At 66.2% G+C, this 12,250-nt stretch carries 11 protein-coding genes and 1 pseudogene; 3 read left to right on the top strand and 9 right to left on the bottom strand.

Translation table 11 applies throughout. The features are described from left to right. Window positions 1-174: 174 nt before the first annotated feature. Complete coding sequence (locus FHU31_RS28645) at window positions 175-630, top strand: hypothetical protein (RefSeq protein WP_167164367.1); 456 nt, start codon at window positions 175-177, stop codon at window positions 628-630. Window positions 631-799: 169 nt separating this feature from the next. Here the strand turns inward: FHU31_RS28645 and FHU31_RS31750 are convergent, their stop codons facing one another. The 4 genes from FHU31_RS31750 to FHU31_RS28625 form a co-directional block, all read right to left on the bottom strand. After that, window positions 800-1,021, bottom strand: coding sequence for a hypothetical protein (locus FHU31_RS31750; protein ID WP_234901700.1), 222 nt, complete (start codon window positions 1,019-1,021; stop codon window positions 800-802). Between the two features lie 167 nt (window positions 1,022-1,188). Further along, entirely contained in the window at window positions 1,189-1,596 is a 408-nt protein-coding gene (locus FHU31_RS28635; RefSeq protein WP_167164365.1) for a DUF302 domain-containing protein, read from the bottom strand. Between the two features lie 17 nt (window positions 1,597-1,613). Beyond that, the gene (locus FHU31_RS28630) at window positions 1,614-3,599 is read right to left on the bottom strand and encodes a heavy metal translocating P-type ATPase (protein ID WP_167164363.1); all 1,986 of its coding nucleotides are present in this window, start codon (window positions 3,597-3,599) and stop codon (window positions 1,614-1,616) included. After that, window positions 3,592-3,969, bottom strand: coding sequence for an ArsR/SmtB family transcription factor (locus FHU31_RS28625; RefSeq protein ID WP_167164361.1), 378 nt, complete (start codon window positions 3,967-3,969; stop codon window positions 3,592-3,594). The genes FHU31_RS28630 and FHU31_RS28625 overlap by 8 nt, the downstream gene beginning before the upstream one ends. 154 nt (window positions 3,970-4,123) lie before the next feature. On the opposite strand from FHU31_RS28625, the gene FHU31_RS28620 reads away from it, so the two are divergent. Both FHU31_RS28620 and FHU31_RS28615 read left to right on the top strand, forming a co-directional pair. Further along, window positions 4,124-4,387: an SHOCT domain-containing protein gene (locus FHU31_RS28620; protein ID WP_167164445.1), complete on the top strand. Its 264-nt coding sequence runs from the start codon at window positions 4,124-4,126 to the stop codon at window positions 4,385-4,387. A 5-nt stretch (window positions 4,388-4,392) separates the two neighbouring features. Further along, window positions 4,393-5,130: a sulfocyanin gene (locus FHU31_RS28615; RefSeq protein ID WP_167164359.1), complete on the top strand. Its 738-nt coding sequence runs from the start codon at window positions 4,393-4,395 to the stop codon at window positions 5,128-5,130. A 746-nt stretch (window positions 5,131-5,876) separates the two neighbouring features. On the opposite strand, the gene FHU31_RS28605 is transcribed toward FHU31_RS28615, so the two are convergent. From FHU31_RS28605 to FHU31_RS28585, 5 genes and pseudogenes are all read right to left on the bottom strand, one after another. Then, on the bottom strand, window positions 5,877-6,458 hold the full coding sequence (locus tag FHU31_RS28605; RefSeq protein WP_167164355.1) for a hypothetical protein: 582 nt from the start codon (window positions 6,456-6,458) through the stop codon (window positions 5,877-5,879). A 32-nt stretch (window positions 6,459-6,490) separates the two neighbouring features. Then, window positions 6,491-9,151 carry a tyrosine-type recombinase/integrase gene (locus FHU31_RS28600; protein WP_167164353.1) on the bottom strand — a complete coding sequence of 887 codons (2,661 nt, stop codon included), beginning with the start codon at window positions 9,149-9,151 and terminating at the stop codon, window positions 6,491-6,493. Further along, window positions 9,148-10,254: a tyrosine-type recombinase/integrase gene (locus FHU31_RS28595; RefSeq protein ID WP_263987832.1), complete on the bottom strand. Its 1,107-nt coding sequence runs from the start codon at window positions 10,252-10,254 to the stop codon at window positions 9,148-9,150. Before FHU31_RS28595 ends, FHU31_RS28600 begins: the two co-directional genes overlap by 4 nt. A 680-nt stretch (window positions 10,255-10,934) precedes the next feature. Continuing rightward, window positions 10,935-11,339 (bottom strand): annotated as a pseudogene (locus FHU31_RS28590) (MPT63 family protein); the annotation flags it as partial. A gap of 525 nt (window positions 11,340-11,864) precedes the next feature. After that, a complete protein-coding gene (locus FHU31_RS28585; RefSeq protein WP_167164351.1) occupies window positions 11,865-12,215 on the bottom strand; it encodes an ArsR/SmtB family transcription factor in 351 nt (116 codons plus the stop codon). Between the last annotated feature and the right edge of the window lie 35 nt (window positions 12,216-12,250).

Here is a 12,250-nt window from a genome sequence, read left to right as displayed (position 1 = left end):
CGTGCTGCAGTGAACAACGGTGAACGCTTCTGCATAGCGTTCGGGGCGACCGCCACGATCTCCAGATCGATCCGGGTCGTCGATCGGTATTGGTGAGCTAGTGGTTCAGTGAAGATTCGATGAAGAACGCGACGTTTCGATTCATCGCTTGGGTGGGGTCGGCATGATCGAGTCATGACCGAAACACCCGAATCCCGGACCGAACCGTCAGCGGTGGCCACCGCGCAGCGGCGCGGGGAGCTGTCGCCTGGATCGGATCGTCCCAATAGGCTTGCCCAGAGCGCGGCATGGGTGGGCATCGTTGCTGGTGTCGTGTTTATCGTTGCGGTGATCTTCTTCTCCGGGTTCTTCGTCGGGAGGCAGTACGGCGGCGGTTACCGTGACGGGCGCGGTGCGTCTTATCCCGGCGGGATGATGGGGCCCGGCGGGATGATGGGGCCCGGCGGGATGATGGGGCCCGGCGGGATGATGGGGCCCGGATCGTGGGGACCGGGCGGGATGACGGGCCCCGGATCGTGGGGACCGGGCGGGATGACGGGCCCCGGATCGTGGGGACCCGGGATGATGGGTCCCGGTCAGCAGCCATCGCCGACCACAACTCCGGCCGTCCCAACCACGCCTCAGCGGTAGCCGTTTCAGCCTGGTTCGTTCGTGCTGGTCGGTTGTGGTCGGTTCGGTGCAGGAACGTGTAGATGCGTTCCGACTTCGGCGGGCCGCGTGCCACCTTCCCGACCCTGCGGGTTGGGCTGCGCCAGCCCCACCGCTGTGGTGCGACTGGCGCGTCGCAGAGCACCTTTTGCTATTCGTGTCCGAAGAGTGGTTCGCCGTCATTGCCACCGAGCAGGAAGATGAACCGGTCAAGGTCGGCGCGGAGTTCGTCGGCGGTGCAGGCGGGATGACCGACGTAGTGGGTCAGTGCTGCGTCGAGGCGCTCGGTGTCGGAGGCGAGCCAGTCGTTGACGAACTGCAGGAGCTCGTTCAATTCGACGGCATCGGCGATATCCAAGCGAATCTGCGGCATAACAACGCCTCCGGGTCGGGGTTGCGGTCGACGACAATCGGATTGGCCGGCTTGACGAGTGCAGGTAGGCCTTCGATTGCGGGTCTTCTCCAACAGCGTGGCCGGTGGCCTACCACCCCAGCGCGCACCCGTCATCGTTCGCACGGCCACCCATGACCCGGGGTGGGTTAGGTGTGGTCGAGTGCGTCGATGACGGCTTGCAGTTTGGTGGTGACCTGTTCGGCGACCTGTGCTACTCCGGGTGCGTCGCTGAGGTCGGCCATCAGCGCGGGATTGATGGCATCGACGATGACGGTGTCGTTGCCGTGGGTGGTGTCGGCGCGCACGACGACGTTGCAGGGCAGCAGCAGCCCGATCTCGGGGTCGCTGAGCACGGCTTGATGCGCCAGCGGCGGGTTGCAGGCTCCCAGGATCAGATAGTCGGCCATGTCGGCGTCGAGTTTGGCCTTCATGGTGGCTTTCACATCGATCTCGGTGAGCACCCCGAACCCGTGGTCGGCCAGGGCTTTTCGGGTCCGCGCGACCGCGTCGTCGAAGGAGGTGTGCAGTGTGGTTGATATTGCCAGCTTGGTCATCGTTGTCTCTTTCCTACTCAGCTGTTTACGGAGTTTCCGATCTCTGCTGTCGCGCGGCGGATGCGACTCGCGCGCCGCCGGTTTGGTCGCGGGATAACGGCTAGGGGTTGGGTGCGCCCGGCGCGGACACCGTTGGCGATGACGACGATCTCGGCGAGTTCGTGCACGAGCACCACGGCGGCCAGCCCGAGGACACCGAGCAGGGCCAGTGGCAACAAGATGGTGATGATCGCCAACGATAGGCCGATGTTTTGCAGCATGATGCGCCGGGATCGGCGGGCGTGGGACAGCACTTGGGGCAGGTGGCGCAGGTCTTGGCCCATCAGGGCGACGTCGGCGGTTTCGATGGCGACGTCGGTGCCCATGGCACCCATCGCGATGCCCAGGTCGGCGGTGGCCAGGGCGGGCGCGTCGTTGACGCCGTCACCGACCATCGCGGTGGGCCGCCGGGAGCGCAGCTCCTCGATGATGCGGGCTTTGTCCTCGGGCCGCAGGTCGGCGTGCACGTCGTCGATGCCGGCGTCGACGGCCAGGGCCCGGGCGGTGCGCGCGTTGTCCCCGGTCAGCATCGCCACCTGGTAGCCGTCGCGGCGCAGCCCGCCGATCACCTCGGGGGCTTCGGGTCGCAGCTCGTCGCGCACCGCCACCGCACCCAGCACGGCGCCGTCGCGTTCGACGAGCACCGCGGTTGCCCCGGCGCGCTGCATCCGGTCGATGACCTCGGCCAGCGGGCCGGGTTGGATCCAGCCGGGCCGCCCGAGCCGGACCAGACTTCCGTCCAGCCACCCGGACAGGCCGGCGCCGGGTGCCGATTCAACATCGCGGGCCGGGGTCACCTGATCGGCGGCGGCCAGGATGGCCGCGGCCAGCGGGTGTTCACTGCGGGCCTCCAGCGCGGCGGCCACCGCCATCACTTCGGGGCGCGAAACCCCGTCGGCGGGTACCACGGTGATGACGGTGGGCTGGTTGCGGGTCAGGGTGCCGGTCTTGTCCAGTGCGATTCCGCGGATGCGGCCCAATGCCTCCAGCGCGGCACCGCCTTTGATGAGGACACCCATCTTGCTCGCGGCGCCGATCGCGGCGACGACGGTGACCGGCACCGCGATCGCCAGCGCGCACGGTGAGGCCGCGACCAGCACCACCAGCGCCCGTTCGATCCACACCCGCGGGTCCCCGACCAGGCTGCCGACTACCGCGATGATCACCCCGGCGACCATGATGGCTGGTACCAGCGGGCGGGCGACCCGGTCGGCCAGGCGTTGGCTGGAACCCTTGCGGGCCTGCTCGGCTTCCACAATCTGTACGATCCGGGCCAGCGAGTTGTCGGTGGCGGTGGCGGTGATCTGCACGTCGAGCACACCGGTGCCGTTGATGGAGCCGGCGAACACCGCATCACCGGGGCCGGCTTCGATCGGCACCGATTCCCCGGTGATCGCCGAGGTGTCCAGCGCGGTGCGCCCCGCGGTGATCACACCGTCGGTGGCGATGCGCTCCCCGGGTTTGACCACCATCACCTCGCCCACGGCGAGTTCGGTTGGGGCGACACGGTATTCGCGCCCGCCGCGGCGCACCGTGGCGACGGTCGGGACCAGCGACAGCAGCGCCCGCAAACCTCGGCGGGTACGGGTGATCGAGTACTCCTCGAGGCCTTCGCTGATCGCGAACAAAAACGCCAGCATCGCGGCCTCGCCGACCTCACCCAGGGCCACCGCACCGACGGCGGCGATCGTCATCAGGGTGCCGACACCGATCTGGCCCGCCACCAACCGCTTCAACGTGGACGGGACGAAGGTGACACCGGCGATCACCAGCGCCGCGGCCTCCGCCACCAGGATCACCAGTCTGGGCCCGCCGGCCCCGCCCACGATCAGCCCCGCCACCAGCAGCACCCCGGCCAGCGCGGCAGCCCGGATCTCGCTGACCTGCCACAGTTTCTCCGGGCCCCGCTCGTGTTCGTCGCGGTCGGCACCGGGGTCGTCGTGGCCGCAGCAGGTGTCACTCACAGGCAGACCCCGACGCGATGCCAGTGCCGTAATTGGGGCACAACGCGACCGCGTTGCCGGTGGCCGCCAGCAGTGTTTCGGCCGCCGCCAACAGATCGAGCAGTTCCGGGCGGGTCAACGAATAGAACACCTGCCGTCCCTGCGGACGGCCCGCCACCAGACCGCACTCGCGCAGACACCCCACATGCGCCGACACCGTCGACTGAGCCAACCCCAACTCCGCCACCAGGTCGGCCACCCGGGCCTCCCCGCGGGCCAACCGGCCCACGATCGCCAACCGGGTGCCATCAGAGAGGCCGCGGAACAACGCCACCGCCGCATCCACACCCGACGCCGGTCCGGCCAGACAACCCGCACTATCAATCGCCATTGGACGATAATACTGTGTTTTAGCTGGTAATACCGAAAGACACCGATCATTGAGGACCATTTGCCCTACCTGGCATCGGCACTGCGCGAGCAGGCTGGCTTGAGCTGCCCACGGTGCGGGGCTTGGTATTTCAGGCGAAAGGGATACGACGATGATGTATGACGGTTGGGGTTGGGGCGGTATGGGATCAGGCGGCTGGATCCTGATGACCGTGCTGATGGTGCTGTTCTGGGCGGCGGTGATCACCGCCGTGGTCCTGGCCATCCGCTACCTGACCGGTCCGCGGCACACCAGCGCGCACCCGCCCGGTTCCGGGCCGGCCCGGGCGGAAGGGCTGCTCGCCGAACGCTTCGCCCGCGGCGAGATCGACGAAGACGAATTCCAGCGGCGTATGACGCTGCTGCGTGAACACCGTTGACCGCGATGCGCTCCCGCCGTCTCTGGCTGGTCTTGGCCATCGCGATCGCATCGGTGATCCTTGGGGTCACCACCACCGCGATCTGGCACGCCAGCGGGCCGTTCGGCCGCCAAACACCGGTCGCCAACGCCCCCTACCCCAATGCCCCAGGCGCCTGGGGCCCGGGCATGATGGGCCCCTGGCGGTACCCGGCCGCCCCGCCGCCGTCCTGTTCCGCGCCGGCGCTACCGGGCGCGGTGGTCGACATCACCCTCGCCGACATGGGAGCGATGATGGGCCCGGGCATGATGGGCCGCGGCGGCATGATGGGGCCGGGCATGATGGGGCCGGGCTGGAACGGCCCGGGGCAAGCCGGCTACCGATGGCCGAGCATGGGGATGATGCGCGTTGTCGTCACCCCGGCCTCCGTTCCGGCAGGCCCGGTGTCGTTTCGGGTACTCAACGCCGGCGGGTTGAGCCACGAACTCGTCGTACTGCCCTTGGCACAGGGCCAGTACCCCGGGTGGCGTGTCACCGGCCCCGATGGCAAGGTCGACGAGTCAGGCAGCCTGGGCGAGGCCTCGCGCACCTGCGGCGCCGACCGCGGCGACGAACAGTCGCCCCAATACGGCATCGCCCCTGGCGGCACCAGTTGGACCACCATCACCCTGGCCCCGGGACGCTACGAGCTGATCTGCAACATCGCCGGGCACTACTGGGCCGGGATGTATGCCGAACTCGACGTCACCGGCCCACCCAAATAAGTGAGAAGAACCATGTTCACCAGGCGTGCAACGATCACCACCGCGGCCATCCTCGCGCTGGCCGGATCCGTCGCTATCGGGCTCAGCGGCGGCAGCGAGACGACCACCACCGTCGCACAACCCAGAACTGGGGATTCATCGACCAGCGGGCCTGCTCTGCCGGTCCAGGGCCCATGGGACCAGTGCTGGGGACCCAACGGCTGGGACCCGAATTGCTGGGGACCCGGACCATGGGATCCTGGACAGTACGGACCGGGCATGATGGGCCCCGGCGGATACGGACCGGGCATGATGGCCCCTGGACAGTGGGGCCCTGGACCGTGGGGGCCGGGCATGATGGGCCCTGGACAGTGGGGCCCTGGACAGTGGGGGCCGGGCATGATGGGCCCCGGGCCGTGGGATTACTAACGGCCCACCCGATTCCCGATCAACACGGCGGCGGTGGCGAGGCCAGGGACGCCCGGTATCAGCACCGCCACACGGCTTGCCCGTAAAGCCCCATGAGAAGTGGTTGAACAGGTGACGGTTGGTCGCCCGGATCGCAACACACCCCCACTGCTCACGGATCACAGCCGCCTCATCCGTCGCAATAGAACGCGCGTGTTCGATAAACGTTGGGTCGGTTCCAGGCGGTGCCGCGGCGTCGGACCGACTGGCCACGCCCGGCACCTATGGGTGAGCACCTGGGCCGGGCTGGGATACCTCGCTGGTCGAAATCCAATAGCCTCCACCGGAACCAGGGCCGTCTAGTGTGAGTGGTCGTCATTTGCGAACAGCTGCGTGACGTTGCGTTCTCGTTCTCGTTTGATGTTCGCTCTGGCGGCATCCAGTGACCTTCGGAGGGTGGCGATGTCGGCTTGAGCGCGGTGGAGGTTGTGGGTGTGGTTGTTGACCTGGTCTCGCAGTCGGGCGTTTTCCTCGGCGAGGTGGTTTCCTTCGGGGTCGTAGAGTTGTCCGGTCAGGTCGTTGATCCGAGCTTCTCGCTGTTTGACTTCGGCGCGCAGGGATTTGGCGAGGGCTTCGGCGTCCAGAGCTCGTTCTCGCCATGATGCGGCGGCCTGTTCGATCTTCTGATCGGCGCGTGCGATCGATGCGGCCTGGGATGCGTCGCGAGCTGCCAGGACGGCCTCGGTCAGTTGCCGGCGCCGCTTGTCGTAGATGAATGTTTTGCCGACTCCGGCGAGGTCGCAGACGTTCTCGACGGTGAACGGTGCGCCGGTCTTGGTGAGTTTGGTGAGCGCTGTGCGCACGCGTTGTTCGCACTCGGCGCTCCTGGTTGCGCGGCGTTCGATCATTTCGACGGGACGGCGCCGCTTTCTGCTTTCCATCTCGTTCTCCTTGACTTGTGGTGTCACCGCCGTCAGGTCGCCGGTGGCGGTTGATTCAGGTGGGATGCTGGGAACCCGGTGGAGAACAGCGGGTCGAAGTAGTCATGCACGGGGGCGCGCAAGTCGAGTTTCTCGGCTTCCTCAAGCAGGCCGAGTTCGTCGAGTGCTTCACGTAGCCCGGTGAGCACGGGTTCCCATGGGTGCCACTGGCTGAGGATGTAGTCGCGTGTCTCGTCGGTGGGGGCCCGTTCGGCGAAGTGGTAGTCGCGGTCGCGTTTGCGTTCCCAGTAGGCCAGATCCGCGCCGGTGAGCACGAAATGCTCGCACGGTCCGTTGGGGCTGTCGGTGCAGTTCTTCTGCAACGGGCATTGCGCGCCGCCGACGACCGGGCCGTAACGGCACAGACCATGTTCGACCGGCACGACGGTCAAGTCGATCCGCGCAGCGGCGGCCGCCGGGTCGGCGGCGTTAACCTCGTTGGGGCGCAGCAAAATGGTGCCGGGTTTGTCCATGCCGGGCCCGGCTGCCCACACCTGCTGCAGGTGTCGTTTCACGGTGACGTCGTTGTATTTCGCGTAGTGAGCCAGCGACTCTTCGGAGAAGTGCCCGAGCAGTTGGCGCACCAGAGCGGGCGGCGCGCCGTTGTCTAGCAGGGACATAGCCAGAGTTGATCGAGTCTGATGTGTCGTAATCCACTTCAGGCCAAGACTTTCGAACCACTGACTCCACGGATTGCGGAACCCGTTTTGCGACACCTCAAGGGCCAGGTCGGGGTTCGATAGTGCGGCCGGAAACACCGGCTTGTCGCGGTCCCATGTGGCTTCGAGTCGTGCGCGTCCGCGTTCGTCGAGTGCGGCGAGTTGCTCGGCGTAGCGTGCACGAAGTTTTGCGCGGGTGAGCTGCTGGCGCCGCAGCAGCCGTTGGTAGACAGGTAGGTGACAAGGCATGCCGTAGTCGACGACGTTGACCTTGCTGATGTCTCGCCAGATGTAGGGCTGGGCACGGCCGACGAGTCCGACGCAGCCCAGCCGAAGTTTGAGTGTCTCGCTGATCCGCCCGCCCTGAAACGCCTGGGTGAGCCAGATGTCGGCGAGTCCGACGTCGTTGCTGTCGAGGGCTTCGAGAGCGGCGATGCTCTCGGCGCTGACGAGCAACTGAAAGTCGCCCTCGCTCAGCGGCCGTGGCCGCGGCTTCTTGACTGGCTGCGGGTATCCCGGCAAGCCAAGAATGAACGAGTCCATGCCCGGTGGTGTCCTGCGCTTTTCGTGACTGCGCTGCAAAACGATTCGCATGCTGACCGTGTAGGTGTGGCGGGTGAGATCGGTAAGTGTGCTAGTTCCCCTTCCCTTGTGTGTTATCAAGCGGGGAATGGGGATTTGCTCCCGGAACCACAGGTCCCAGGTGTCTTTCACCGCCATGGCGTCGGCCCTGCCGAGTCGGGACGGGTCATCGCCGTGGTCGTCGCGGTCTTGCCGCAGGATGTGCGAGAGCAAGGCGATTCCGGTGATCCGTTTGCGCACCGTTGCGACGGTGGGGCGTTTCCCCGTGGGCTTGAGTGCCTCGTCTCGCAGGTAGTCCCAGATCGCGTCCCGCAGCCAGCGTTGCGAGACCCCGGTCAGGTCCCAGACCTTGCGCCGATTCACCCCGGCGGTCGTTCCCGAAAACGGCGCGCTGCCGACGAGGATCGGGTCGAACCATCCTGCGGCCTTGGCGATGTCTTCGGTGATCATGAGGCTGCGCGCTGCGGCCGGAAGGTCTAACCAGATCCGGCGTTGGGGCTTGCGACCGTACTTCTGGGCGAGATCCCCGATCCGGGAGTCGCAGAGAGACGTCACGCCGCTTGCAGCGAGGGTGTCGACGACCTTCTGCAGCTCGGTGGGGCGCCACACGGTGCGTCGTGGGTTGTTCGCGTGCCGGTGAAGGGCGTAGCGGATCTCGTTCTGCAAGCCGTGGGGCAGCGCAGCCAGTGACAGCTGCCCGCGGCTGTTGGGTGGTGACACGGATTCCCGGACCGGAGTAGATGCGAGAAACGCCTCCCATCCTCGCGGACCTGCTGTGCTGTCGGTGGTCAGCCAGTCGTCCCACTGGTGAATGTGGCCATCGCACACACGATGCTTCTCGGCGTCCACGCCCACGATGCGCACGCTGTCGTGGACGCATCCCGGAACCGAGCAGGGGTCGTAGGGCGGCATCGGGCGTTGCATTCGTCGCCACATGGCTTCGCTGCCCCACTCGTCGCGAGATCGTTTCTGGGGTTCGGTTCTTCGTCGCGCCTTCCCCAGTAGAGCCCCGTGGTGGGTGCAGTAGCCGTGTCGCCATGCTTCACGATTGCTTCCACAGATTGCGCAGTCGGGCCTGCGTGACAAAGCCCATCCCAGCTTGCTCGACGTCACGGGTTCGGCGGTGCGAACGAACTCATCGAGGCCAGCCGAGTCCTGGAGACGGCAGTACTCATGGGCGTGCGGGCTGCAGATGAGGCGGGTCTCCGTTGGCCCCAAGCCGCCGTCACAGCCCTCGACGCGGCATGCCCAACCGTAGGTCTCATGGCGTGGGGGAAACTCGATCGGTTCGGTCAGCAGCCACGGTGGGAAGCGTTGGCTGACAACGCTGTAACGCTGTTCGACGGTCAGGCCCAGGTAGTCGCTCTTGGTGACCGGAGCGAGGGCCTCGGCCATCGGCTCCGCCGCGGTCATGGTGCGTCCTCAGGTACCGATGTCGGCGCGAGATAGGGTTCGCTCGGCGGTCGGGCCGTTGCGTCCCAGGCCTGCTGCAGATACTTCATCGCGTGGCGATTGGCGGACTTGCCATACAGGTCGGTGACCATCTGGGGACTTGCCCAGCCGAACTCCTGGGCGACCAGTTCGGCGTTGAAGTCCGATTCGGCATACAACGCCGCTGCCGCCTTGTGCCGGAATCCGTGCGGGGTCACGCGCACCTGCAGCCCGGCCCGGCGGCACGCTCTGGCCAGCATTTTGCGGACACCGGCGGTAGTGAGTGCCGCGCCCGGGGTGCGGCCGGCGACGTGCACGAGGACCTGTTCGTGGTCCATCAGATGTGAGATCGGATGAAACTCATCCAGCAGGTAGGCGTGAAACGTGCTGATCATGTCAGGACTGACGGCTCGGATGACCCCGTCCAGCACCGAGCCGTCCCTGGCGAGGGCGGCCGGGGCGTAGGCCTTCGCGCGGGCACCGTTGGGATTGTCGTCGCGGCCGATGACGTGAACATGCGGATCAGCGCGCTGACCGCACTCGTGATTGCGGCGCAGGTGCAGGTCGCTGAACCGCAGCCCGCACAAACCACCCACCCTGATGCCCCCGTCATGCAACCACGTCAGGATCATCACGTCGCGGGCCGAGGTCAACACCCCCGGCTCAAACAGAGCTTGCACAACCTCGTCGGGCAGGAATCGGGGCCGCCGAGAGGCCGTCTTCGGTGCCAGCGGATTGGCCTGGCCCATCCGCCCAGACTTGCTTTGTTGCGCGACGGTATTGGACCGCAGCGCCTCGACCAACTCCGCGCTCACCTCCCCCGATGCAGCCAACGCCAGGTAGTACGCCTTGACGACGGAGGCCACGTTGCCGGCCGCCGACGGCCCTATCGGCTTTTGTGTCGGCTTACGCCACACCGCGCCGTAGACACCGTCGACCTGACCGGTCACGCCGTTCATGTAGCGCTGCAAATCGTCAAATGTGACGACGTCGGGTGTCTTGCCGTTGGCCAGCAGCCAGTTCAAATGATCGACCAGGCTGTAGGCATAGGTCTGCTGTGTCGATGTCCCGTACCGCTTCAACACATTCAAGCTTGGACGGTGAACCTCCAAGTCGGGAGTGAAGATCCAGTAGGACTGGCTCCCATCTCGATGCCGCACCTTGCGAACGGAGAACCGATCACCCTCCAACACCCCACCCCATCTGCTTCCTTGGGAACCTCATGAACGCACAAATACCACCCCTGCGCCGTACCGGGCGGGAGGCTCGCCGCGAACGTCACGAACACGGACCGCGTAGGCGCTAAGACAGTCTGGCGCCAAACCGGCAATACGCCGACCTGGCTCCGGCGGTCACCGACATCTCGCTACCTGCGCCGAAACCCCCGACGAACGCGAGCCAACCGTCTTGGGGCTGGGAATCGGCGCCCACGCGAACACGGCAGCAGTGTCGCCGGTGCCGGAACACCAACCGATTACCCCAGCTGCAGATCAAAACTCGCGGCATCCGCGAACCGGTCCTACACGAAGCCGACCCTTGTAGCGCACCGCCGCCCTGTCCGACTCGTCGACGCGCTACGCATTCAGTACGGTTTCCGATTCACAGGGATCTGCTTTGCTAGGAACCTCGCGAACGCAATCGATACCATCCGTTCGTCACGCTGGACAGCAGGCTCACCGCGAACGCTACGAAGCTATGCCGCGAACGCGACCGCCACTTTCTGATCAGCATGAACGGCGTTCGACGACGCAGACTAGGCGCTAAGGAAGTACACCTTGCCCGTGGTCTTTTCGCCCTGCGAGAGGGTGGAGGGATTCACGCCCTGGGCGGTGGCGACGCCGAACAGCGCGCGGTAGGTGTCCCCGTTCTGGGCGCGGGCGTTCAAATTCGACACGATCGGCGTGACATTGCCCTGCAGGGCCTCATCGGTGGCGGTGGCTTCCCACAGGGTGCCGTGCGGCTGGTAGGGGATGGTGTCGGTGCTGACCTTCAGACCGGTGAGCGTCCAGCCCTGGACGATATCGCCGTTGGTCAGCGTGGCCTGGCTGCCCAGCTGCGAGGTGGTGGTCTGGTTGTCGGCGGTCGCGATGGGTGCACTGAATGCAGCGAATGCTCCTGCGGCGGCAATGGCTGCCGAGGCGAACCCCGCTGTGATGGTCGTGAACTTCACCGTGTTCCACTCCTGAAGTCGTGGGCGACTCCCCCCGTGGGGCCGCCCTGTGTGCGAAATTAGCAGGCACTTAACCCCCCGGGGAACGGTCCCCGGGAATCAGGCGGATTCAAACGGTGATGTCGCGCAGCATTTTCGGGCGGTCGGATGCTCCGGTAGCAAACTCGTCGATGCCCCTGTCGTAGGGGTGGTGGACCGGCTATCGCGCAGAGGTGGTGACCCTCGCAAACCAGAACGGTGCCTTCACCGATCGATTGACCGGTGAAGGCACCGCCTTGGGGGTCAGCGCCTGATATTGCAGTTGGGCGGATTCCCGCAGTGATGGCCGCCATCGCACGCATTGCAATGACAGGTGCATCCGGATCCGGCTCGGTGGGTGACGCGCTCGACCATGCTGCTCAGCTCCTCGGTGTCCGGTATCGGACTCGGTGGAATATCAACATATGACCACCTCACCATAGTTCGGCTGGACCGGAAAATAAAGGCTCCCGGCATCGAATTGCCTTGTCAGGCGGGGTGTTGTGGCTATCCGACGTCGCGGGCGCCGAGCCGTAGATGCTCGATGTGATAGACGGCCTCGTCGAGCAACTGGGCGACGTGCCCGTCGTAGAGGCGGTACACGATGTTGCGGCCGGATCGGTCGCCGGCGACCAGGCCGAGGGTGCGCAGCAGACGCAGCTGATTGGACACCGCGGGCTGTTCCATCCCCACGGCCGCGGACAGGTCCGTGACGGTGCACGGCGACTGGCGCAGCCGGGTGAGAATGAGTAACCGGTTGGGGGAGGCCAGCGCCTGCAGCGTCTCGGCGACCTTGACGGCCGACACGGGATCCAGCGATGCCGCGGGTGCGGTACGGCCTTCGACTCCGTGTCCCATTCATCCATTCAAGCACGGCGAGCCAAACGGACTTG

This window comes from Mycolicibacterium fluoranthenivorans (genome assembly GCF_011758805.1).
Classification (GTDB): Bacteria; Actinomycetota; Actinomycetes; order Mycobacteriales; family Mycobacteriaceae; genus Mycobacterium; species Mycobacterium fluoranthenivorans.
This window is presented reverse-complemented; position numbering and strand designations above follow the sequence as displayed.

Coding starts and splice junctions, on each gene's coding strand:
- FHU31_RS28645 (WP_167164367.1), top strand. CDS start 175: ATGACCGAAACACCCGAATCCCGGACCGAACCGTCAGCGGTGGCCACC.
- FHU31_RS31750 (WP_234901700.1), bottom strand. CDS start 1,021: ATGCCGCAGATTCGCTTGGATATCGCCGATGCCGTCGAATTGAACGAG.
- FHU31_RS28635 (WP_167164365.1), bottom strand. CDS start 1,596: ATGACCAAGCTGGCAATATCAACCACACTGCACACCTCCTTCGACGAC.
- FHU31_RS28625 (WP_167164361.1), bottom strand. CDS start 3,969: ATGGCGATTGATAGTGCGGGTTGTCTGGCCGGACCGGCGTCGGGTGTG.
- FHU31_RS28620 (WP_167164445.1), top strand. CDS start 4,124: ATGTATGACGGTTGGGGTTGGGGCGGTATGGGATCAGGCGGCTGGATC.
- FHU31_RS28615 (WP_167164359.1), top strand. CDS start 4,393: ATGCGCTCCCGCCGTCTCTGGCTGGTCTTGGCCATCGCGATCGCATCG.
- FHU31_RS28605 (WP_167164355.1), bottom strand. CDS start 6,458: ATGGAAAGCAGAAAGCGGCGCCGTCCCGTCGAAATGATCGAACGCCGC.
- FHU31_RS28600 (WP_167164353.1), bottom strand. CDS start 9,151: ATGACCGCGGCGGAGCCGATGGCCGAGGCCCTCGCTCCGGTCACCAAG.
- FHU31_RS28585 (WP_167164351.1), bottom strand. CDS start 12,215: ATGGGACACGGAGTCGAAGGCCGTACCGCACCCGCGGCATCGCTGGAT.